Genomic DNA, 21,327 nt, shown 5'->3' on the forward strand with positions numbered 1-21,327 from the left:
TTTAGAGCCGCGCCGTGCGCCACGGGCGGCCGAAGCCGTCGTCGGGGAAGGTCGAAGTCGCGGCCTGGGCGTTGGCCTCCCCGACCAGATGGGACAGACGGTCCAAGCGTGATCGCACGGCTTGACGGCCGGCGCGCTCGGCCGCGTCGAGGTCGCGCGTCAGCAAGGCCTCGCCCATAGCGACGACCACATCGATCGTCGCGCGCGCCACAGTCACGGCGCGCAGATCCAGGACCCGCACCAGGTGGGTGCGCTCCATCATCTGGCGCACCATGTCCAGGCGCGTCGCGTTGCCCGCCGCCTCGGCGAGTCCGATATAGAGACCCTCGACTTGGGCGGCGATGAATTCGGCGCTGTCATCGCGCTCCAGCACCGTCGGCGACATGTCGGTGAGCGGGCGCGGAATCATCGCCTCCGGACGGCTGGGCAGCCCGGCGATGCTCGCCACCAAGAAATCTTGGCAAACCTCCAGCAGTTCGCGCTGCTCGGGCTCGGTAAAGACCTTGGAATAATAGCCCTGGCTGCGGCGCCATTCGACGAAGCCTTCGGCGTAGAGGCGCGCCAGGGCCTCACGGATGGGCGTATCGCTAAAGCCGAACCGGCGCGCGATATCTGCGGGGCGCAGCTGCAGGGCCGGCCGCAGCTCTCCGCGCACCGCCAATTCCTTGAGGCGGACGTAGGCCGCGGCGGACTTTCCGCCGGCCTCGCCCGACGTGGGCAATCTGGTCATACGCACCGCACCTCAACACTGGGAGGACTCGCCACGCTCTTGAAAAAACGGATGTGCAGATGATTTCGAGGCGCGAGTTCAACCCCAACGAAACTGTAACATACACACAACCTATAGAGAAATCTCCCTTTGCGATTGCGCCTCACGCGCGAACTCGGCCCGGCCGTCGCCCGAAGGGCGGCGCGCCGTTGAGGCGGCCGGCCGGCCTTGCCGGCCGCCGGCCCCTCGGGGTCAGGCGGGCCACGCCGGCGCGGTCAGACCGCCTGGGCGGTCTAGGCTTCGGCCACCGCGCGCGGCCGGGCGATCTGACCGGTCGGGGCGTCGACGTCGGGCTTGTCTGTGCCCGTGCCGTGCAGGGTGGCCGGGCGCACGCCGATCTGCGGCGCCGCGGCGGCCAGGGCCGCATGGGCGCTCATCATGTGCGAGCGGGTCTGGCCCAGCGTCTCGATCGAGCGAGCGACGGCGGCGACGCCCTCGTGGCCCAGCACGGCCGAGAAATTGTGATCGCGGCGCAGGCTGGAAGTATGGGTGATGAACAGGGCCGCCTTTTCGAGGGCCAGGTCGACGGCCTGCTCGGCCTCGAACAGGGCGTCGGCGACGGATTGGGCGATGTCTCGTCTTTGCATGAGGTCTCGATCCCGCCGGCGGGCGGGCTCCTTGCGATAAGGGTGAGCGTTGGAGGACGCCGGCGCGCTAGCGGCGCCTGAGCCAGGCGTCGTAGGCGTCCGACAGGTGGCCGACCTGGATCACCAGCGCCAGGACGACGAGCGCGAGCACGACGGACGCCAGCGCGGCCGCCAGGATCAGGATCAACCGCTCGGCTTTGGACCGGCCTTGCGGGGCAAATCGCGGCCGCTGGGCGAATGATCGCTCGCGGGCGTCAGAACGAAAGCGATGCAGATAATCTCGCGCATCAGATCGAGCGGAGACAGGTGGCAGCTCAAGAGCCGGGTGATTTTCAGCAAGTGCTGCACCGCCTCCTGCTCCGCCGGCGTGATCGCCAGGTCTTCGTAGATCGCTTCGAGGTCGCTCCAGCTGATCGCCGGAAAGGCTGGCACCATTTCCATCGGTTCGAACATGGAGATCTCCCTTGGCCATGGAATTGGCCGACGGCGAGGGTTCGAACGGAAGGGGGATCGGGCGCCCCTGGTACAAAATAGGTAGGCCCGCCTCACGCAGATGGACCACCAGCATCATGGCCGCCTGGCGGCGCGAGCCGGTCTGAAGCTTGCCCACGGCGCTGGCGATATGCTTGTCGACGGTGGCCTTTCGCAGGCTGAGATCGAAGGCGATCTCCTTGGACGACTTCAGCTGGGCCGCGCCCAGTAGGACGTCGTGCTCGCGCGGGGTCAGCTTGTCAAAGCGGCTCATCATAAGCGCACCCACGCAACGCGAGGCGGACCAACCTCCGCGTAGACGTTATTAGCTCACGACAGGACGGGACTTCGCAAGTCTTGGGCCCAGCCCTGCTCCCCTGGCCATCCTTGCCGCCCGCTAACGCAGCAGACGGCGGAAATCGGCTTCGGCGGCCGCCATCAGCGGCGCGGCCAGGGCTCGATCGCCAGGACCAAGGTTTCGTGAGAACGACGCTCCGTAGGTGGGCAAGGCCTGCTCGCCCTCCGGATAGGGCAGCCAGGCCAGAGCGCCGTCCAGATAGACGACCGCTTCGAGATGACCCGGATCGGTGTCCGAGATTTCGGCCCGGATCTCGAAGGTCCGGCCCGCATGCTCGAAGGTCTTGGAGGTCAGGAAAGGCATGGGGACGTAGCCATCACATCAGGAGCGAGACGACGTCATGCCGGGAAAACAGCACCTTGAAGGCCCGGACAAACGCCGGCGCGTCCGTTCTGGCACAATCCAAGGTTTGGCGCCATAGCGATGCACGCCGATGACGTGCGCTTGAACCCAAAGCCAGTTTTGCGCGAAGCCGAACTATACCCATCAGCCGCCGTACAGCGCGACTTGACCGCTCCGGCGCTTCGACGTCCCTTTCTTGCGGGAGGCGTTGATGTCCCATTCGCCTATACAGACCCTGGGGCTGGTGCTGACCCCGATCGTCACGATTGTGGTGGTCTGGCGCGGCGGCGTGCCCGAACGGATCGCCGCCTTGGCCTCGCTCGTCGCCTTCCTGATCACGCCCCTGGCCCAGAAACTCAGTCATGGACGCTGGCCGCTGCCCGGCGTGGCGCTCGTTGACCTCGGTGTCTGTGTCCTGCTGATCGGCCTGGCGCTGCGCTATGACCGCACGTGGCTGATCCTGACCGCCGGGGTCGAGCTGGCGACGGTGATGGCGCATCTGGGCATGATCCTGGACCCGACGTTGATGGCGCGGGGCTATGTGATCTCGCTGTGGATCTTCTACTTCATCTTCCTGGCCGCCCTGAGCTGGAGTGTGGTGGAGGCCCGCGCCTTGCGAGCCGCTCATCGCTCCGAACCCGGCCCATAGCCGGCTGCGACCGGCTCGGCGCGCTCGGCGGGAGGTTCCGACGTTGGCTCGACATCACCCAGCTTGACCAGGGCCTGGGCGACGTCGACCAACGGCGCGCGCAGGGCCGGCGGCAGGCGCAGGAACGCCTCGGCCAAGCCAAGCCCCCCGGTGGTGTTCACCAGCACGTCGACGCCCGGCGCCTGGGCCGGATCGGCGGGCCCCGGCAGGACGCCGCGTTGATCGTCGCTCGGCGCGCCGTCGAACAGCGCCCCAACCGGCACGTCGAACAGCGCGGCGATCCTGTGCAGCATCGAGGCGCTGATCCGGTTCGCGGCGGTCTCGTACTTCTGGATCTGCTGGAAGCTGACGCCCAGATGTCGAGACAGTTCCAGCTGGCTCAGGTCGCGCAGGCGCCGCAACGCCCGCACGCGGGCACCGACGAAAACGTCGACCGGGTCGCGCTCGTCCTGAATGTCAGCCATCGGAATCTCCCTGGTGTCCTCACGCCTCCCCGGTCAAAACCGGGCAGTCCGCAGGCGCTGACACAGCGGGATTCAGACGAGAAACAATTAGGTGCTCGCGGCCTCCTGAAGCGCTTTCAGGCGCGCCTGGCAAAGCTCCTGAACCAGAGCCTGGAGCCGTTCGACGCGCCCCTGGATCCACGCCAACTCCTCGGCGGTGATCTTGTAGTGCGGCGAATAGCGCGCCTTGACGTAAGCGGCCCGCAAGAGCTCGAAGCAGCGCTTGTGGAACTTCGTGTCGGTTGGCCAGACCTCGGCCAAGCGCGGATCAAGCGGTTCCGCCAAGCCGCGCAGGCGCACGAGGTTGTGGGACTTGGGCGCGTAAAGCGAAACGACCAGAAGCAGGCAATTGTAGAAATGTTCAGCCGCCTGGTGAAAGGAAAACGCCGCAAGCTTCGGGTGACCTTCGCCCAGGTAGAAACGCGCTCCAGCCACCGATGCGCTGGCGGGCCCGAACCATTCGTCGTAGTAGCCCTGAGCTTCAGCCAGAGCAGTTTCTGGGGCGAGAGCTTGAGGTTCGGCCAGCGGTCGACCTGGCTCTTCAAACAACACGACGCCATCGCGCACGATATCGGTGAAGAAGTACCGCCCCAGCCGTAGCTGCTCGTTCACGTCGTCGAGGTCATGGACGATGAAATTGACGGGGGTGCGCAAGCGCTGGCCGGCCGAGAGTTCGTCGAGCAGGCGCTTCTCGGCGCCCTCCCAAAACTCCAGGGTGTCGGCCAGCTTTTCCTGATCGACGACCACGAGCAGGTCGTAGTCCGAAAAATAGCGCCCGACCGGGTCCTCGACCCAATCGCCTCGCGCGTAGGATCCGAACAGAATGATCTTGAGGATCTTGCCCTGCCCCAGAGCGCCCGAGCGCTTGGCGACCTCCTCGGCAAAGCCCTCTTTGAGGATCTCCGCCACGAAGGCCAGCTCGCGCTGCTTTCCCGCCGGCAGATGGTCGAGGGTCGTTGCCATGCCCGCTGTCTCACCCGCCGCCCGCCGCATGGCAAGCGCTTCCTCGGCGCGCGCGGCGCGATGATGCTCGGGCTTGGTCATTCACTCGACTCGAGACGGCGGGAACAATACCGAAACAGAGTCTACACGTAGAGGTTGGAAGGCGCCAGCAACTTGCGCCATGCCGCCCAGGCCGCAAACGGAAAACTCCTATAGTTCAGCATCTAGGGTCAGCAAGTCCGTGGCCTCCGACATGACGTGAAACGAACCGAACTCTGCTGGCCTTCGGCGTTCGAGAAGGTCCATCCCAGCGGATCACGGATTGAGGCGCACGTCGGCGAGCGCGCTCGACGCTGGCAAAATCCCCTCGCCCCTGGACGCCAGCGTTCGGAGTGGTGAGGGGGCGAAGCCGCCGGAAACAGGCGGATCCGCCCGCCACTAGTCGGCGAGCGACTCGGTGACCTCATCTGGAAGGCCGAGATTGGTCGAGACGCTAGCGTCGCCATAAATGGCCGTCTCGAACACCCGCCACGCCTCGCGCCGGATTTCCAGGGCCTGCGCGCGGCAACCGGAGGCGGCCGATTGAGAGGCCGATAGGTCCCCGACCAACGCAGCTTGCACCTCAAGGTCAGTTGGCATCGGAAAGGTCAGTCCCAAAAGCGAGGGTTTGGAGATATTTTTCATGGTCGGCGAGGAGCCCGTCAGTTGGCCCTCGATCTGTTCGCGAACTAAAGGCGTCTTCAGCACCGCGGCCAGGAAGTCGAAGCGCGCCGGTGCGCCGGGAAGAGGAAGGGCGCGGAAGATCTTGTCGCACAGCATGAGGCGGCCGGGCGTATCGTCGACAAAGACTGTGGCCCCCACCAATCGCGCGATGTTTGCGCGGCCGATTAAAAGGTCGCCCTGCTGGATCTCGAGCGCCGGCCGAGGCTTCAGAGTGTCAGGCAGGGCCTTGTTCTGGCGCGGGTTATAGATCCCCGTTGAAACAGCCCCGACCTTCAGGACGCCCCATTCGCCTTCCGCCGCCGGCCGGGGATGGCACTTGGGGCTCCAGCCGTTCTCGAGATCGGCGATCACGTCTTCCAGCGCCACGATGGGATAGGGGCTGGGCGGCGGCTCGGCGCCGGCGACGCGACGCAGGACCGCTTCGTGGCTCCAACGGTCAAGATCCGAGAAGCGGGCGACGAACAATGGACGATCGGGCAGTGCGGGCGAGGCCACGATGCCAAGAGCCGTTTCGAACCGGCGCACCCCCTCCGCCTCCTTGGCGGCCGCTTCCTTCTCGAGCGCCTGGGCCTGGCCAAGCGCTTCGCGATACTTGCCAACAATCGCACGTTGCTCGCCAAGGCTGGGTCGTGGCACGCGCAGTGAGCGGAAGGCTTCCGGAGAGACCCGCTTTCGCCCACTGGTGCCGCTGGCCTTTTGGCGAAGATCCGAGATGAAGTGGCCCGTACGGAGGACCAGTTTCAGATACTCCGCGTCGAGCGCCTCCGGGTTCGGGGTGTGAACAGGGTATTCCGCGGTGACGACCGCTGCGCCGATGGTGTCTGGAATGACGCCGATCGCGCCCAGGCGAGCGTCGATCTTCGAGAACACGATGTCTCCGGGATATCCAACGAACATCGCACCCTGGAAGGGCTCATCGCGTTCGCGAACGGAGATCTCCCCTGTCAGGTGGACGGTGATCGGCGTTAGGTCCGAAAACTTTTCGGCGCTTGTCGATTGTAGACGCGGGGTGACCAGCGCCTCGATGGGCGCGAGCGGGAACACGCTTGCCTGGGCCGCCAATACCTCGTGCGCGGCCCAATTTTCCATCTCCCCCCACTGCCGGATCAGGCAGCGGGGGGCGCTTGAAAATCCGGCAGGTCCTCCGCTTTCGCACCCGCGCCTGTCCATGCCCGAAACGCACGCCACGCCTTGAGCACCTGCGGCAGGTCGTTGGCCACTCCCTGCCCGGTGTCGCCCGTCGAGCTAATCCCCACGCCCTTGGGCGCAGCAAGAAACACGGGATAGTCGAAGGCGGCGCGGACGTGCGCCCATAGCGCCGCGGTGTGCCCGGCGTCGATCCTGCGCAAGTCGCGGGCCAGGGCGCTCGAGGCGTCCGCGGCGGCCGCCTTGGCCGGGCCGATCCAAGCTGCCTGCAGCGCCGCCTTTGCCGCGCGAATCTTCTTGGCGTCGGCGCCGTCATTGCGCCAGCGGACAGGTTCGAGACGCGAAGGCGCGGCCATGCGAGGATAGGCCGGCACTGGCCCGGCCTTCCAGCTAGGTCCGATCGGCTCGACGCCGAGGGCCGCCAGCGTCGCGATCGCCTCGGCGACGTCTGGGTTCGAGCCGGTGATGATCGCCTGTCGCGCAGCCATGCAAGCCGCGTCGCGCTCGGCCGCGAAGGTCGCGTCCAAGGCGGCGTGGGCGGCGTCCCAGGCGGCCTGCCAGGCGGTCTCGTCTTCCGACGTGAAGCGGCGCAGCGTCACGACCGAGCACTTCACCGACGCCTTGCTGGACCGGAAGGTTTCCTCGGGGAGGCTGACCACGGCCAGAAGCTTGGCGCGCCCCTCACACCAGCGCCGCAGCCAGTTGAGCGATGGATTGTTCAGATTGCCATCGGGCAGGACGATGTTCAGGAGCCCACCCGGCTTCAGCAGGCTCAGGCAGCGCTCGACGAAAATGACCTCGGTGTCGCGGCTGGCCTTGTCTCGCCCGATCTCGAACAGGTCAAGCACAGGCGTTCGCGCTTCCTGTGCTGCGCTGAGCCGGGCGTGGTTTTCCGACCACGCCTCGCCGTAGCGTTCGCGATGCTGGGCAATTCGCCCCGCATCAGTGGTAATGGAGGTCTCGTCGCTGTCGCCAAGGCGCTGGTCGCGCCCTACCGCCGAGCCGAACGGCGGGTTTGTCACGATCAGATCGAAGCGGTCCGGGAAAATACCGTTCACGTCGACGAGGCCGTCGTGGTGATGAATCCCGCCATGCCCGTCACCGTGCATGATCATGTTCATCTTGGCCGTGCGCGCGGCGCGCGGCTCGGCGTCGGCGCCATAGATGCAGTTCCATGCAAGACGGCCAAGGCGCGTGTCGACCGGCCGGTTATCGTCAGTCGACGGCAGCAGTTCGCGGTTGATCTCGATAAAGGCCGCCTTGATGGCGTCCGCTTCGACCTCCGGGTCAAGGCCCTGCCCTTCGATTTGGGCGCGCCTTGCATCCTTCTGCGCCTGGAGATCGGCCTCTATGTCGGCGCGGACGTGCTCGAATGCGCGAATGAGGAAGCCGCCGGAGCCGGCTGCGGGATCGCAAACGAGCTGGCCTTCCTGCGGATCGACCATGTCCACCATGAAATCGACGACAGGGCGGGGCGTGAAGAACTGGCCCAGTTCACCGCGAAAGGTCGCGCCTAGGAATTTCTCGAAAGCGATGCCTTTGACGTCGTCGCCGGTCTTGGCGAGGTCGAAGGCTTGCAGCGTCTCGACGATGCGCCGGAATGTCGCCTCGGAAATGTCGAGCGTGTCCTTCTCCGTGAAGAGATTGTCGGCCCGATAGAAGTTCTTGGTCTGATCGAAGAGCTGTTGGTGCACCGGCAGATCACCGGGCAGGGCAAGCTTCTTACGGTTGTCGAGATAAGCTGTCGTGAAGGTGCCGTGAAGACCAGACCGCTCCACGAACATCTTAATGAACAGCACCTTGGAGATGGCGTCGAACGCCGCCGTTGGGTCCTTTTTGTGGACGTCGCGAATGATGTCGTGGCTGGTCTGCAACAAGCGCGTGAACTCGGCGCGGTTGAAGGCGCGCTGGGTTTCCTTGATCGCCTTGATGCGCTTTGCGTCGCCCCAGTCGGACGCCGAGGGGATGCGAACGACCGACTTGAACTTGCCAGGAGCGGCTGGAACGACTTCAAAAGGCTCGGTGAACCGGCGATTATGTGCGACGAAAAACTCAGCGCCCATCGAGCGGGCATAGCTTTCGCCCTGGTAGTAGTCCTTCAGATTGAGGCTGACGCTCTCGGCCTTACATTCGACGACGATCTTCGGCGAGGCGCCATGAATCTTGTCGGTCGCCGAGCCCCAGACGACGATGTCGGCGCGCACCGATTTCGTGCCGGATTGGGTGCGTAGCTCCTGGCCCATCTGCGCTAGATCATAACCCAGTACGACATGGAGATGCCGTACGAACTCTTGCCGAACCTCCTCTTCCGGCTTGCCCGTCAGGTCCCGCCACTCGTGCTTTAGCGGGGCCCAGACGAGTGCGCCGGAGCGGTGCAGGTCATCGCTTGGAAATGGAGTGGCAGGCGGCGCGGGCATCTTTGGCATATGCGTCTGTAGCTGACCCCAAATGCGATTTCAGCCCGAAAACGTCGCCAAGCAGCGCTTGCCGCTAACTAGCTTTTGGCTTCGTCGACGGGCTCTGCGCGTCGCACGTCCAGGAACGGCCATCGCACCGGTCCAGCGGCCTGAAGGCCAGGGGGCAGGCTTGGAGCGGCCGGATCAACGGCTGCCCCGAGCCGAGCAACAGAGCGCTGGGCTTGCCGACCACCTGCTCGCCGCCCGCGCCGTCGACGATGGCCTCGCCACCCAGGATCGTTAGATCGAGCAGGTCTTCCCGAAGCCGCGCATTGGAGGATCATTGTCGATGCCATCCCGTCGTGGGTCCCCAAGACGCGCCGGGCCGGAATTGCTGGGCTCTGAAGCTATCTTCACCATATCGGCAGCGATCCTAGGCCTGCACCTTGGCATGCGCCTTGCGACGCCTGGTCGCGCCGAAAGAGGCACAACTCGCAATAGATTTCGTGATGCAAAGCCGCCATCTTGCGCGCATGACAGCGATCGCCTGCCTGAAGATTTTCGTCGGTGAAGATCTACAGTTCGCCGATTCCGAAGCCTTGGCCGCGTTGGTGGCCAAGGTCGCCAACGCCTATCTCGAAACCGAGTGGGCCTGGCCTCGGCGCTATGGTCTCGTGGCGCCCTATTCGTTCGTGCTCGCCGACCCGCGCGCCACACGTCTGGACGCGCGCGAACTACAGCGGATGGCCCGCGACCTGCAGCACAAGATGTTCGGCGACAAGGGCGCCGGAGAAGTCGCTCTCCTGATGTTCGAGGGCGACCAGACCGATGTCATGCGGTTCGCCAGCACCCACGGCGAAGCGCTGAAAGCGCTGCTGGAGGGCAAGGATGATAGCGCGTTCGCCGGACGGGTCTGCAAGATCACCCCCGAGGCGGTCACCAGCATCAAACCCCCCGGCGGGCCCCTGGAAGGCGCGCCGCCGGCGGAGGAGCTGGCGGCGATCGAACCAGAACCGCCGCTTGGGGGGATCAGCGATCTTCTGGACGCGCCGCAGCAGAACACCGGCTGGTGGGGCATCTACTATTTGAACAAGGAGCGCTTCGTCGGCAGCGGCGTCGATTGGCGCGTGGCCTGGGACGCCTTCAGCGCCCTCGAGGATTCCGACGTCACCGCCCGCGACCTGGCGTGCCTGGAGACCGCCCAGGACCAGCTAAACCAGTCGCGACCCGGCTATATCTTCCTGCCGTTCAGCTTCTCGTCGCTCGTCAAGCCCTCGGTGCGCGAGACCTATCGGGCCGCGATCGTGAAGTTCCCGCGCGCGTTGCGCCCCCGCATGGCCGCCAGCGTCTACGATGTGCCGCGCGAGCCGTCCTACGGCGCGATTGGCCAGATCCGCAGCTTTCTTGCGCCCTATTTCTCGCTGATCGACCTGCATGTGAGCGATCCAGGCTTCCGGATCGAGAGCCTGCCGGTTGGCGTGGTCAACAGCGTGACCCTGGTGCTGGAGGGCGTAGACGAGCGCGCGCGGCTGGCGATGATCGCCCGCTTCATGAAGGATGCGGCGGTCTATCGCGCCAAGCGGGTCTGGCAGGGCGTGGCCATGGTCGACAGCCTCAAGGAATTGGACCTCTGCCGTCGCTTGAAGACGCCATTCCTGAGCGGTCCGATGGTCGCGCCATTGACCAACGCCCCGACGGGCGAGGTCGCCTGCCCAGCCTTGAACTTGCCTTATCGCAGCTGGACCGACGTGTCTGACGCCTCCTAGCCGAACAGCGTCGTCAGACCCAACAGGCCGCAGTTGTGCTCGTTGACCAGGTAGAGCGGCACGTCATGCAGGTAGGCGGCCATCCGACCTTTGGCTTCGAAGCGGTGGCGAACCACGGCGCGATCCAGCCCGTCGCCCCACGAAAGCACCGTGGCGCTGATGATATAGACGCCGCTGCGGGCGCCGGCGGTCAGCACCAGGTTGCCGCACGCCGCGCCCAGCCATCCCGAAACAAGGTCGAAAGTTTCGCGCGCCACTGGGTCGCCGCGCGCGGCCGCTTCGAGCAAAGCGGCCAGGTTGGCCGGACGCCCCGGGGCGCCGGCCAGGCTTGATAGGGCGAAGGCGACGTCGAACACGCCCTGTCCCGAGAGCACGTGCTCGACCGACACGTGGCCATGCAGGCCGCGCAGCACGCGGATCACCTCGGCTTCGCGGTCGTTGCCGGCGGCCAGATCCACGTGCCCGCCTTCCGCCGCCGCCGCGGTCCATCCGACGAAGCCGTCGGGATAGAGAATGGACACGCCAAGGCCGGTCTCGGACGGACCGATCGCGCCGACCGGCGCGTCGCGATGCGGGCGCCGCCGCCGATCGCTTCCAGCGCCTCAGGCTCCAGCAGCGGCACCGCCAGCGCCCGAGCCGTGAAATTGTTGACCAGGTGGAGCCGATGAACGCCGAGCCGCTCGGCCATCGTCTCAGCCTCGAGGCGCATGTCCGAGTGGGTCAGCTTGATGACGCCGTTCAGATTAGGGCCCGGCGCCGCGACGGCCACGCCGAGCACGGGTCCGTCGAACCCGGCCCGAGCGCGCGCCAAGAGTTCGATGAGCGCATCCTGGCTCGTGCAGTCCGCCACCATGACCTCGCGCGGCGCCCGGCCGCGCTCGGCCACACCGATGCGGGCCTGAGCGCCATTGACGTCGGCCACCAGGACGTGGGGGATGGGATCATGGGACCCGATCATTCATCGTCTCCTCGGCTTGGCGCAACGCCGGAAATCTCGCCTCGCGCATCCTATGAGCCTCGCCAAAGTCGCGCCATGCGCCAAGGGGCCTGAATGTCGCAAGCGGCGGCTTGGCGAGGCAAGACCTCCGGCGCCTTGCCGCCTAGGCGAGTAGCCTGCCTCTACCCTGGTTGCGTGCGCTCGGCGTTGGAATACCAATGTCATTCCGTTGGCGCCGCTCAAGGTAAGGGTCTTGGCCAAACACGCCCTGGCGAGACTGGCGGTATCGAAGCCCCGCCAGAGCGCGTAGACGGCCGCGGTGACGATCATGGCGGCGGAACCCAGTGGGGCCCGCGACACCCGGAGCGCGCCGGCCATTAGCCCCTAGCTGGCGAACATGGCCTTACGGATGATGGCGTGGACGCCCCAGTTTCCGTTCGCCACTTGGGTGACGCCGAAATCAACGCCTATCGACAGCAGCGAGATCGCCTCGTCCTCACTAAGGTTCCGGGTCGTCATCAGGAAACGCCGCGCTTTCCGGAAGGCGTCGCGCATGGCCAGATCGATCGAGGACTTCTTGTAGACCTCGCTTTGCGCCGCCGGGCCCATCTCCTTGAGGTACTCTGGATGGGTGAAGCCGAAGATCACCCATTCATCCTTGGTTTCGAGCAACGGATAGTCGAGATCCCTCAGCGGCTCGCGCGCGATCCTGGCGGGATGGAGGACGATCTGGATGAGCGCCGTCATCGAGCATTCGATGGCCGTGCCGCACAGTTCGGAATCGCCTTGTGAGGCATGCGGATCGCCCAATGAGAGCAGTCCCCCCGGCACGCCGACGGGCAGGAAAAGACTGGCGCCGGCTCCCAAGCGCCAATTGTCGATATTGCCGCCAAAGTTGGACGGCGGGACAGAATCGACGGGGTCGGCATGGTTTGGCGCCATGGCCACCACGCCGAAGTGCGGCCGCACGGGCACCTCGATGTTGCGTAGCACATCGAAGTTCCGCACGACGGTGTCGAGATTTACGGGCACGCCGGGATAGTCGATCCGATCGTGCGTCACGCCGAAGGGATCGGTCTGCGGCGTCCAGCGATAGTTGTAGACGGCGTGCGCGCACGCCCGGCCGTGTTGGTGCTCCACCTCGTAGATGGTCACCACCTCGCGCGGCTTGGGCTCGGTGAGCAGGTCGGTGTAGTGAAAACCCCAATAGGCGGCGGCGTTGCTGCCGAACGCGCGGCCCCGGAAGCGGCTGTTCTGGCTGGGGCGCGGCGTGATTTCGAGGATCTTGACCTCGACCACGTCGCCGGGCTTGGCGCCGGCGATCGCGATCGGTCCGGTGCAAATGTGCACCCCGAATCCCTCCCCCGCCCCGCGCCCCAGCGCCGAGCCGTCGATGGGCCCAGCCCCTCGCCGATCGACCGCCTTACCCTCCGCCGTCCAGCGAAAGACGCTTTCGGCGCCGGGATCGCCTTCGATCATCCGCTCGTAGTCGTCATAGGCGTGGTGGGTCAGCGTCTCGACCGTGACGTAGTCGCCGGACTCGACCTCGATCACGGGCTTCAGGGCGCGACTGAAATAGCCCCAATGGACGGTTTCGGGAGACGCCTTCAGGAGATGATGGCGAAAGCCCCGCCCGATCGGGGGCAGGGGGACGTCTTCGGACGGTGCGGCGTCCGCGACCTCGCCGTCCTCGTCCTCGATAGGCGGCAAACCTGGCGAGACTCGTTTGGGCTTGCGGATCGAGGCGGGCAGGCCTCGAAGCAGGACCCGTGCGTTTTCATCGTTGATCGCGGGCGCCTTGCGATATTCGCGCGGGCTCACGCCATACCGCTCTCGAAAGGCGCGGCTAAAGGAGGCGGAGTCGTTGAACCCCCACTGGAAGAGGATCTCGGAGATCGACCTCTGCGCATGCAGCGGGCTTCCCAGGTCCAACCGGCAGCGCTCCAACCGCCGCGCCTTCACGAAATGGCTGAAGCTCTCGTCGATGGAGGCGAGCAGCTTCTGCAGGTAGCGCGACGATATGCCGTGCTCCTTGGCGACCTGCTGCAGGCTCAGCTCGGGATCGCTGAGGCGCATTTCGATGGTCTGGAAGACGCGATCCAGTAGCGAGGCTCGCCCGCCGGCCGAACCGCCCCTGTCCTTGTCGGGGGCGGAGTCGAGCAGCAGAGCGGCGATGAACTCGGGTAAGGCGGCTTCAACAGGCCGCATGTGATCGGCCTCCACCTCATTGAGGGTTTCAGCGACCGAGCTCAGCAAACCTGAAAGCATGCCGTCCAGCCCGGAGGCGCCATCCAGGCAGTTGATCGCGGCGGGCGCCGGCGTTCGGGATTTCAGCGTCGGCAAGGCCTGAGGAACACGGACGATCAGGAGCCGGCCGTCACCGTGCAAGTCCAAGCGCGCGCCGACCAGGTCGCTTCCGCACACGATGGCGCCCCCGGCGAGGATCCGCACGGTCCGACCGCTGGTCACGGTCAGCTCGCCGTCAAGCAGTAGAACCAACCAGATGCAGGACGCGCTCTGGCTGAAGTCGACGGCGAGCGACTGCCGCGTACCGGCGATACGGACGAATTGCATTCCCAGGGCCGTGCGGAACGTGACCAGCTCGCCGTAGAGCTCGGCCTGGTTGTCCAGCAACTCGATCGACAGTCGCTGCAGCGCAAAGCGCCAAGCTTCCTGGCGCTGCTCCTTGGGAAAGGCGTTAGTCGTAAAACGCACCGTTGATCTCGAAGCAGACTTCTTTCCGGTGGCGGAACTCTCCGCCAGCCGATCCTGGATCGAATTGTCCTTGCAAATTCGAGCGGCGCGACGCCGCGCCGACTACAAATCCCGGTCCGGGGGCAATTGCTGGGGATTCGTGCGGAGAGGTCTTCGCCGACGCCGTTTCGAGGCAGAAGCTCAGATCGGTTTGCGCCATGGCGCCCGCGCGCTTGCACCAGCGCGCACGCCTTGCGTCTCGGACGTCGATCTTGGCGCGAGAAGCCGGCTTGACCCCATCTCGCAATCCCGGCTCAAGCGCCGCCCCAGGGTGGCGCAGCGCAAGAAATGGGACGCCGGACGACAAGATGGATCGCACGCCCAGCCTCAGTGTGGCCGCGCTAGAGCTCGTTCGTCGGCGCAGGTCGTACGGGTTCAGTCTGGACCACAGAGGGCATGCTGATGCGTTTGCAATATTGTGGAATGGCGACCACCAGGGTGGTGCTGCTGTTGTCGGTCTCGATGACCGCGCCCGCATTCCTGGCGACGTCGGCCTTCGCAGTGGAACCGACCGTCGACCAACAGGCCAGCCAGTTGGAAGAGGTGGTTGTGACGGCCGAACGGCGCCCCGTGGACCTGCAGAAAAGCGCTTTGTCGGTGTCGGCGGTGACGGCCGAGACCCTGACCCAGGGTAACATCACCGACATCACCGGCCTGAACGGCCTGGTGCCCGGCCTGGTCGTCGCCCGCAGCGGCGGCGGCGAGCGCGTGATCTCGATCCGCGGCGTCGGCTCGGAAACCCCGGAGAACACCAACACCCAGCCGGGCGTCTCGTACCACGTTGACGGCGTCTACATCTTCAACTCGATCGCCGCCAACGCCGCCTTCATCGACGTCGCCCAGGTCGAAGTGCTGCGTGGCCCTCAGGGCACGATGTTCGGCCAGGGTTCGACGGGCGGCACGATCAATGTGGTGACCAACAAGCCCGTGCTGGGCGATTACGTCGCGACGGTCAATCTAGGCAGCGGCAATCACGGGCTGTTCAAGGGCGACGCGGCGGTCAACGTTCCGCTGGGCGACAAGTTCGCGGTCCGTGGCGCGGTCCAGCGCTACGCGCACGACGGCTACGCCAAGGCCACCGGGGTCGCGGGCTATTCGGACTATGAACTGGACGAAGCCGACGAGACCGGCTGGAAGCTATCGAGCCTGTGGACGCCGACCGACGATCTCTCGGTGGTGCTCAGCACGATTCAGTACAAGAGCGACACCCACGGGCCGGCCCAGAAAAACATCCTGGACCCCAATCCCAACCCTCGCGAACTGACCCAGGACTATCCGAGCCAGTCGCTGGTGGACACAAAGCTCTATTCGGCGGTCGTTAAGTATAAGCTGCCTTGGGCGACCCTGACCTCGATCAGCAGCTATCAGAAGCTGCTCAGCAAGCAGGCCTGGGACGCAGACGCCCTGACGGCCAGCCTGTTCTACGCCGAGACCTACAGTCCGCTGACCTTCGGCGGGTATCGCTACGACCACGTCCCGCTGTGGCGCAGCCGGGGTAAGTCGTACACCCAGGAATTCAACCTCACCTCCACGGCTGAGGGACCGTTTCAGTGGATCGCCGGCGCCGTCTATCTGAAGTCGACCAATTCGCAGTACATCGTCGAGTACAACGCCGACGACAACAATCTGGTCACCCCGCCGCTGCCCGAAGACACCGCCTGGGACGATCCCCGCGTGGCGGCCCTGTCCTATGCCGAACTGTCGGCGATCACGCGCAAGTCCTGGGCGGCCTATTTCCAGGGCGCCTACCAGATTTCCGACAAGCTGAGCCTGACGGCGGGTCTACGCTACAACGACGACAAGTACAGCGGCGAAGCCGCCAGCAACGGCTCGGCCACGTCCGGCGCTTATCTCCAGCCACAGCCGACCCAAGGCCTGAACACCCAGGAGACGACCGGAAAGCTGGCCCTGAACTACCAGTACACCCCGGCCAACATGCTCTATGCCAGCTATACGCGCGGCTACAAACCGGGCGGGATCAATAGCTCGGCCGCCTCCGGAAATTCCTACTCAATCAAGCCGACCTTCAAGCCTGAAATCGTCGACTCCCTGGAGGTCGGTTCGAAGAACCGCTTTTTGGGTAACACGCTGCAGCTGAACCTTTCGGCCTTTGTCTACGACTACAAGAACATGCAGTTTCTGGAGGAAGACCCGATCCTCTATGGCGAGGGCGCCAGCAACGCGCCGAGCGCCCGGATCTATGGTCTGGAGGCCGAGACCTCATGGCTGGCGTCCCGGCATTTGCGCATCGAAGGCTCGGTATCGCTGCTGAAGGGCGAATTCGACAAGGACTACTACGCTCTTGACCAGGCCAAGGCCGAGGCCGCCCAGAACGCCGCCGGCTATCCCGGCTATCTGTTCTGGAGCAACTTCTTCCCCGCCGTCCTGGCGCGTGACGCCGCACGCCAGAACATCAACGGCAACGATGTGCCCAAACTGCCCGACCTGCAGGGCTCGCTGAGCGCCACTTACACCAACCAAATTGGGCCGGGGTTCCTGACGGCCAAGGCCGAGTATGCCTATCGTGGCCAGTACCAGTACCGGCTGTTCAATGAGGGCGCGATCGATCGCGTGCCCTCCTACGACGTCGTCAACCTGTTCTTCAAATACGAGCCAAACGACAGCAAGATCGCCTTGTCGCTGTCGGTGACCAACCTGTTCGACACCGCCGGCCTGAACTCGCGGTTCAGCGACCCCTATGGCAGCGCCCAGGTAACTGACACCTTCATCCCGCCAAGGCAGTGGATCGCCTCCGTCGGCTACAAGTTCTGATCAGTCGGCCTGACGGGAGCCGCCTTCACCGATCGCCCGCCAGGCGCGGCCCTCTGATCTTCCTTGGAGCTTCGGCATGCACGCCGTCGACCTTCCGCCATGGGCCGAAAGCCTAGCGCTGATCGGAGACGCGCGGGGTCGCTGTCCTGCCGCCTCATCATCGGCATCGCCGATCGTCAAGTCTTGAGGCGCGAAGCGTCAAGCCTGGGCGCCGGGGCCGGCGCACCCTGGGTTCGCCGGAAGAGGCGCGCCTTGTCGCGTCCGGCGCCCTCTCACGACGCCAGCGCGGCCAGGCGGAGGCGTCGGACCGGAGGCGGCGATGGCGAGGAGTCGAGGCATGTCGCGCAGCATCTTGATTATGGTCGTGGTGTCGCTGGGGTTCTTCTTCGTCACGGCGACCACGTTCACCTCTCTGGGCTACGTGCTCTATTCCATGGTGGCCGAGCTGGGCTGGTCGCAAGCCGCCGCGGGCATGAGCTTTTCGATCCTGGGCTTGGCCTGTGGGCTCAGCAGCCCGCTGCCCCCGATGCTGATGAAATGGGTTGGCACCCGCCTGACGATGTTTCTCGGCGGGCTCGCCCTGGCGGTCGGCTTCCTCCTGGCGGCCACGGTTCAGGGCATTGGGGTGTTCTTCGTCGCCACGGCGCTAATGGGGGTGGGGTTCTCGCTGGTCGCCCCCTCGCCGGCGGTCTACCTGCTGGCGAGTTGGTTCCCGAAGACCTCATCGCGCATGATCGGCTTCTATTTCATGGCGGGCGCCTTCGGCGGCGTGGTCGGGCCGCTGGTGGTCGGCGCTATCGTTTCGACGACAGGCAGTTGGCGGACGCATTGGATGGTGATGTCCGTCGCCGCCCTGGCGGTTGGATTGATGAGCCTGGCGGCGGTGAAGGACGCCGTCCCGGTCATCGACGTCTCCGATGTCAAGAACGCCGGCCTGACGGAGAAGACCGCCGACGCGCAGGCCAAGCCCGTGTCATGGTCGGTGCGCCAGGCGTTGACGAGCCGATCCTTCGTCCTGCTGGCCCTGGCGATGATGATCGTCCAGACCGTCGTGACCACCATGCACTCGTCGCTGGTGGCCCATGTCGCCAGCTTCGGCCACGGTCCAGCGGCCGGCGCCTTCGCCATGAGCCTGCTGGCCCTGACGGGCACGCTGGCCAAGGGCGTAACCGGCGCTCTGAGCGAGAAGGTCAACCCCAAGCTCCTGCTGGTTTGGGGTCTGGCTCTCCAGTGCGCGGCCATGCTGCTGCTTTGTGTCGCCGGTACGCCAGCCCTGGCCTATGTGTCCGCCCTGCTGTTCGGCGTCGGCTGGGGCTTGTCCTGGCTCAGCGCCCATGTGCTGCTGCTACGCTATTTTGGTGGCGCCATCGCCGGTGAGATGGTGGCGATGGCCACCATGGCCACCACCCTGGCGGTGATCGGCCCGCTGGTGGCTGGATGGAGCGCCGACACTACCAAGAGCTTCACGCCGGTGTTCCTGGCCTTCGCGGGCCTGCTGGCGATGGCGGTCGTGGTCACCGCCTTGTTCTTGCGGCCACCGGCGCCCGCGCGCCGCGCCGACGGACGAACGGCGCCGAACACCAGCCCGTCAGCGCGCCGTCCCTGACCGCTGCCGAATAACGGCGCCTGGCGCGACCTCGTGAGCCATCCAGAGGCTGGCTCTAGCTCGTCGCACTTGTAAGGCGCTGAAAGTCTCGCCGCTTCCGTCGTCCTTAGACGGATATGCACGAGGGATTTAGGTTTCCGAATTGATCATTCGCGCCAAGAGTAGGCTCAAGGAGCCTTCCAGTAAGCTGCCGTTCGGCGGCGAAATGACCGGCGGGTCGGACGTGGAGGCCTGGTTGGAGCCGCGCCACCGGTTTAACTCCGCCGTGATCGTCGAACCATCGCGATGCCTATCAGCGAATGCGCGTTTGACTGCCATGCTTACGGATGACGGTCATAGCGAAGACGACGCATCTGCGTCAGAATGTTTGCTCGGCCAGTATTTCGTCCATTGCTGACAAAAGGCGCGCGGCCTCGATCGGCTTGGCAAGGTGGCGATCGGCTCCCGCCTCAAAGGTAGCCCGCAAATGCTCCGGCAAGACATTGGCGGTCAGCATTATGATCGGGCAGCGGCGCTGGCCTAGCTGCTTCTGTCGCGCGCGGATTTCGCGCGTTGCGGACAGCCCGTCCATCACCGGCATTTGCATGTCCATCAGGACCAGATCGAAATCCGCCGCGTCGAAGGCCTCAACGGCCTCTCGCCCGTCGCACACCGAGGTAAGCTCCGCGCCGACCTCGCCTAGGATCAGTTCGATGACCTTGCGATTGACGGGGTGGTCCTCGGCCAGCAGCACCCGGACGGCCCGCTCCTGGCAAGCCAAGGGCTCCGCCGCCACGCTCGGCGGCGGCGCATCGGGTAGGGTGAGGCGAAAAGCGAAAGAGGAACCGATTCCCAGCGTCGAAACAGCCGACAGCTCCCCGCCCATGGCTCGGACGAGATCAGCGCTGATCGCCAGGCCAAGGCCCGATCCCCCGTAACGCCGCGTAATGGAATCGTCGGCCTGGACGAAGCGATCGAAGATGCGGTCCTTGGCCGCCGCGTCAAAGCCGATCCCGGTATCGTTGACCTGGAAGCGCCAGCCGTCTTTGTCCGCGACCTCCAAGCGCACGGAGCCCGCGTGCGTGAACTTGACGGCGTTGCTGAGGAGGTTGCCCAGCACTTGGCGGAGACGAACGGCGTCGCCGGTCACCCAGTGTTCCCCTGGTGGAGCTTCGACCTCATAGGTAAGACCTTTGGCCTCCGCCGTAGGCCGGTGAAGCTCGCCAACTTCGCGCGCTAGGCCATTAAGGTCGAACGGTTCATCGGCAATGCGCAACGCGCCCGCCTCCGAACGCGCTAGATCCAACAGATCGCTGAGCAGGGCTTCCAGAGTCCGCGCCGCGCCGGTCATAGCGCGGAGCAACTCGGCTTGTTCCGACGCCAGCGCCGTGCGCGACAGGACATCACCCAGACCAAGGATACCGTTCAAGGGCGTACGGATCTCATGGCTCATATTAGCCAGGAAGCGGGTCTTGGCCTCGCTGGCGACGCGGGCCTGGTGCAACGCCTCGCGATCGGAGATGTCCCGGACGATAGCCCCCACCATGGTGCGCTCGTTATCGCGCCACGTTGAAACCGACAGGCTGGCGGGAAATTCCGAACCGTCCCGGCGCAGCGCCGGCACCTCGACCGCTCCGGTCAGGGTCGGTCGCCCGCCGTTGCATAGCCGGGCGAAGCCGCGGTCATGGCCCACGCGAAGGTGCGGCGGGATGATCATCCTCAGGGGCTGGCCCAGCGCCTCCCGCGCAGAGTAGCCAAACAGTGCTTCGGCTCCAGCGTTCCAGTGCACGATAAGCTGCTGCTCGTCGACGATCAGCACCGCATCGGATGTCCCGTTGAAAAGCTGCGACAGGAAGAGCTTTTCCCGCCGCGTTTCCAGGCGTTCGCTGACCATGCGCGCCAAAAGGTCGAGCTGAACTATTTGCATCTCACCAAAAGACCGCGGCGCGCCGCTGGTGACGCAGACCGTTCCAACGACGTGGTCCTGGACGAAGACAGGGACGCCTGCATAGGCGGCGACGTCATCGATGTGAGCAAACTCCCGGTCTTGGCTGACGTTCTCGATGACGACGACGGCCTTCGTCCTAACCACGCGATCGCAGAAAGCGTGTGACCTTGGCAGCCGCTCGACCTCGACCCCCGACGCGGCCTTGAACCAGACGTGCTCAGCGCCCACGAACGTGACGAATCCGCCATCCGCCCCTACGGCCGCGCGCGCGGCTTCGGCGATCAGATCGAACGCCGGCTCGCGCTCGAAATCCAGCAACCCGAGGGACTGGAGAGCGGCCAGGCGCACGTCGATGTCAGCAGCTTGACCGATATCCACGGCGTTCCCCTTCATGGCCAGCGACAGTCGGCTCTCAACACTTGACGGGTTATTGATCGAGCCCGAGTTGAATGTCGCACTTCATCAGGTCGACCCGTGTGAAAGGGCCCGCCCGCTTCGGTGAAGGTGTCAGTGCTCCATAGGCAGCACGTTCTGCCACTGTTCCCATGCATGCGTGCCGCGGCTCCGCGCGCAAGGCGCCAACAAGCTGCGAAGAGAAGCTTGAGCGACGGCCATATGTCCGCGCTACGTTAAGTCAGCCCCGCCTCGTCTTACGCTCTCTGAGACTGGCGGGTAATCA

Annotated in this window: 15 protein-coding genes and 1 pseudogene; 4 read left to right on the forward strand and 12 right to left on the reverse strand. The window is 65.3% G+C overall.

What is annotated here, in order from left to right; genetic code table 11:
- Position 1: 1 nt before the first annotated feature.
- The 4 genes from MZV50_RS22565 to MZV50_RS22580 form a co-directional block, all read right to left on the reverse strand.
- Positions 2-730: a GntR family transcriptional regulator gene (locus MZV50_RS22565; RefSeq protein ID WP_252631574.1), complete on the reverse strand. Its 729-nt coding sequence runs from the start codon at positions 728-730 to the stop codon at positions 2-4.
- A gap of 272 nt (positions 731-1,002) precedes the next feature.
- Positions 1,003-1,356 (reverse strand): hypothetical protein, encoded by a 354-nt coding sequence (locus tag MZV50_RS22570; RefSeq protein WP_252631575.1) that lies wholly within the window; start codon positions 1,354-1,356, stop codon positions 1,003-1,005.
- Positions 1,357-1,423: 67 nt separating this feature from the next.
- On the reverse strand, positions 1,424-2,101 hold the full coding sequence (locus MZV50_RS22575; protein ID WP_252631576.1) for a helix-turn-helix domain-containing protein: 678 nt from the start codon (positions 2,099-2,101) through the stop codon (positions 1,424-1,426).
- Between the two features lie 123 nt (positions 2,102-2,224).
- On the reverse strand, positions 2,225-2,488 hold the full coding sequence (locus MZV50_RS22580; protein WP_252631577.1) for a hypothetical protein: 264 nt from the start codon (positions 2,486-2,488) through the stop codon (positions 2,225-2,227).
- Positions 2,489-2,738: 250 nt separating this feature from the next.
- Here MZV50_RS22580 and MZV50_RS22585 point away from each other — a divergent pair, with 250 nt between their 5' ends.
- Positions 2,739-3,176 (forward strand): hypothetical protein, encoded by a 438-nt coding sequence (locus tag MZV50_RS22585; RefSeq protein WP_252631578.1) that lies wholly within the window; start codon positions 2,739-2,741, stop codon positions 3,174-3,176.
- On the opposite strand, the gene MZV50_RS22590 is transcribed toward MZV50_RS22585, so the two are convergent.
- From MZV50_RS22590 to MZV50_RS22605, 4 genes are all read right to left on the reverse strand, one after another.
- Complete coding sequence (locus tag MZV50_RS22590) at positions 3,152-3,640, reverse strand: helix-turn-helix domain-containing protein (RefSeq protein WP_252631579.1); 489 nt, start codon at positions 3,638-3,640, stop codon at positions 3,152-3,154. The two genes, MZV50_RS22585 and MZV50_RS22590, sit on opposite strands and share 25 nt — an antisense overlap.
- An 87-nt stretch (positions 3,641-3,727) precedes the next feature.
- Positions 3,728-4,723: a HEPN domain-containing protein gene (locus tag MZV50_RS22595; RefSeq protein WP_252631580.1), complete on the reverse strand. Its 996-nt coding sequence runs from the start codon at positions 4,721-4,723 to the stop codon at positions 3,728-3,730.
- Positions 4,724-5,059: 336 nt separating this feature from the next.
- Positions 5,060-6,433: a hypothetical protein gene (locus tag MZV50_RS22600; RefSeq protein ID WP_252631581.1), complete on the reverse strand. Its 1,374-nt coding sequence runs from the start codon at positions 6,431-6,433 to the stop codon at positions 5,060-5,062.
- 17 nt (positions 6,434-6,450) lie between these two features.
- Positions 6,451-8,916: an N-6 DNA methylase gene (locus MZV50_RS22605; RefSeq protein ID WP_252631582.1), complete on the reverse strand. Its 2,466-nt coding sequence runs from the start codon at positions 8,914-8,916 to the stop codon at positions 6,451-6,453.
- Between the two features lie 479 nt (positions 8,917-9,395).
- On the opposite strand from MZV50_RS22605, the gene MZV50_RS22610 reads away from it, so the two are divergent.
- Positions 9,396-10,652 (forward strand): hypothetical protein, encoded by a 1,257-nt coding sequence (locus MZV50_RS22610; protein WP_252631583.1) that lies wholly within the window; start codon positions 9,396-9,398, stop codon positions 10,650-10,652.
- Here MZV50_RS22610 and MZV50_RS26625 read toward each other — a convergent pair.
- From MZV50_RS26625 to MZV50_RS22630, 3 genes and pseudogenes are all read right to left on the reverse strand, one after another.
- Positions 10,649-11,610: pseudogene (locus tag MZV50_RS26625) on the reverse strand (glucokinase). The gene MZV50_RS22610 and the pseudogene MZV50_RS26625 overlap by 4 nt on opposite strands.
- 363 nt (positions 11,611-11,973) lie before the next feature.
- On the reverse strand, positions 11,974-14,304 hold the full coding sequence (locus tag MZV50_RS22625) for an acetamidase/formamidase family protein (RefSeq protein ID WP_252631586.1): 2,331 nt from the start codon (positions 14,302-14,304) through the stop codon (positions 11,974-11,976).
- On the reverse strand, positions 14,288-14,503 hold the full coding sequence (locus MZV50_RS22630; RefSeq protein WP_252631587.1) for a hypothetical protein: 216 nt from the start codon (positions 14,501-14,503) through the stop codon (positions 14,288-14,290). Before MZV50_RS22630 ends, MZV50_RS22625 begins: the two co-directional genes overlap by 17 nt.
- Positions 14,504-14,766: 263 nt before the next feature.
- Between MZV50_RS22630 and MZV50_RS22635 the strand changes: the two genes are divergently transcribed.
- Together MZV50_RS22635 and MZV50_RS22640 are read left to right on the forward strand one after the other, a co-directional pair.
- On the forward strand, positions 14,767-17,115 hold the full coding sequence (locus MZV50_RS22635; RefSeq protein WP_252631588.1) for a TonB-dependent receptor: 2,349 nt from the start codon (positions 14,767-14,769) through the stop codon (positions 17,113-17,115).
- 337 nt (positions 17,116-17,452) lie between these two features.
- Entirely contained in the window at positions 17,453-18,721 is a 1,269-nt protein-coding gene (locus tag MZV50_RS22640; protein WP_252631589.1) for an MFS transporter, read from the forward strand.
- A 358-nt stretch (positions 18,722-19,079) separates the two neighbouring features.
- Here MZV50_RS22640 and MZV50_RS22645 read toward each other — a convergent pair whose 3' ends face one another.
- Positions 19,080-21,026, reverse strand: coding sequence for a hybrid sensor histidine kinase/response regulator (locus MZV50_RS22645; protein ID WP_252631590.1), 1,947 nt, complete (start codon positions 21,024-21,026; stop codon positions 19,080-19,082).
- Between the last annotated feature and the right edge of the window lie 301 nt (positions 21,027-21,327).

Source organism: Caulobacter segnis (genome assembly GCF_023935105.1).
Classification (GTDB): domain Bacteria; phylum Pseudomonadota; class Alphaproteobacteria; order Caulobacterales; family Caulobacteraceae; genus Caulobacter; species Caulobacter segnis_B.

Excerpts from the sequence above, each read along its gene's own strand:
- MZV50_RS22610 (WP_252631583.1), top strand. The coding sequence starts at position 9,396 with ATGCAAAGCCGCCATCTTGCGCGCATGACAGCGATCGCCTGCCTGAAG.
- MZV50_RS22590 (WP_252631579.1), bottom strand. The coding sequence starts at position 3,640 with ATGGCTGACATTCAGGACGAGCGCGACCCGGTCGACGTTTTCGTCGGT.
- MZV50_RS22630 (WP_252631587.1), bottom strand. The coding sequence starts at position 14,503 with ATGGCGCAAACCGATCTGAGCTTCTGCCTCGAAACGGCGTCGGCGAAG.
- MZV50_RS22575 (WP_252631576.1), bottom strand. The coding sequence starts at position 2,101 with ATGAGCCGCTTTGACAAGCTGACCCCGCGCGAGCACGACGTCCTACTG.
- MZV50_RS22570 (WP_252631575.1), bottom strand. The coding sequence starts at position 1,356 with ATGCAAAGACGAGACATCGCCCAATCCGTCGCCGACGCCCTGTTCGAG.
- MZV50_RS22640 (WP_252631589.1), top strand. The coding sequence starts at position 17,453 with ATGTCGCGCAGCATCTTGATTATGGTCGTGGTGTCGCTGGGGTTCTTC.
- MZV50_RS22600 (WP_252631581.1), bottom strand. The coding sequence starts at position 6,433 with ATGGAAAATTGGGCCGCGCACGAGGTATTGGCGGCCCAGGCAAGCGTG.
- MZV50_RS22565 (WP_252631574.1), bottom strand. The coding sequence starts at position 730 with ATGACCAGATTGCCCACGTCGGGCGAGGCCGGCGGAAAGTCCGCCGCG.
- MZV50_RS22605 (WP_252631582.1), bottom strand. The coding sequence starts at position 8,916 with ATGCCAAAGATGCCCGCGCCGCCTGCCACTCCATTTCCAAGCGATGAC.
- MZV50_RS22580 (WP_252631577.1), bottom strand. The coding sequence starts at position 2,488 with ATGCCTTTCCTGACCTCCAAGACCTTCGAGCATGCGGGCCGGACCTTC.
- MZV50_RS22585 (WP_252631578.1), top strand. The coding sequence starts at position 2,739 with ATGTCCCATTCGCCTATACAGACCCTGGGGCTGGTGCTGACCCCGATC.
- MZV50_RS22635 (WP_252631588.1), top strand. The coding sequence starts at position 14,767 with ATGGCGACCACCAGGGTGGTGCTGCTGTTGTCGGTCTCGATGACCGCG.
- MZV50_RS22595 (WP_252631580.1), bottom strand. The coding sequence starts at position 4,723 with ATGACCAAGCCCGAGCATCATCGCGCCGCGCGCGCCGAGGAAGCGCTT.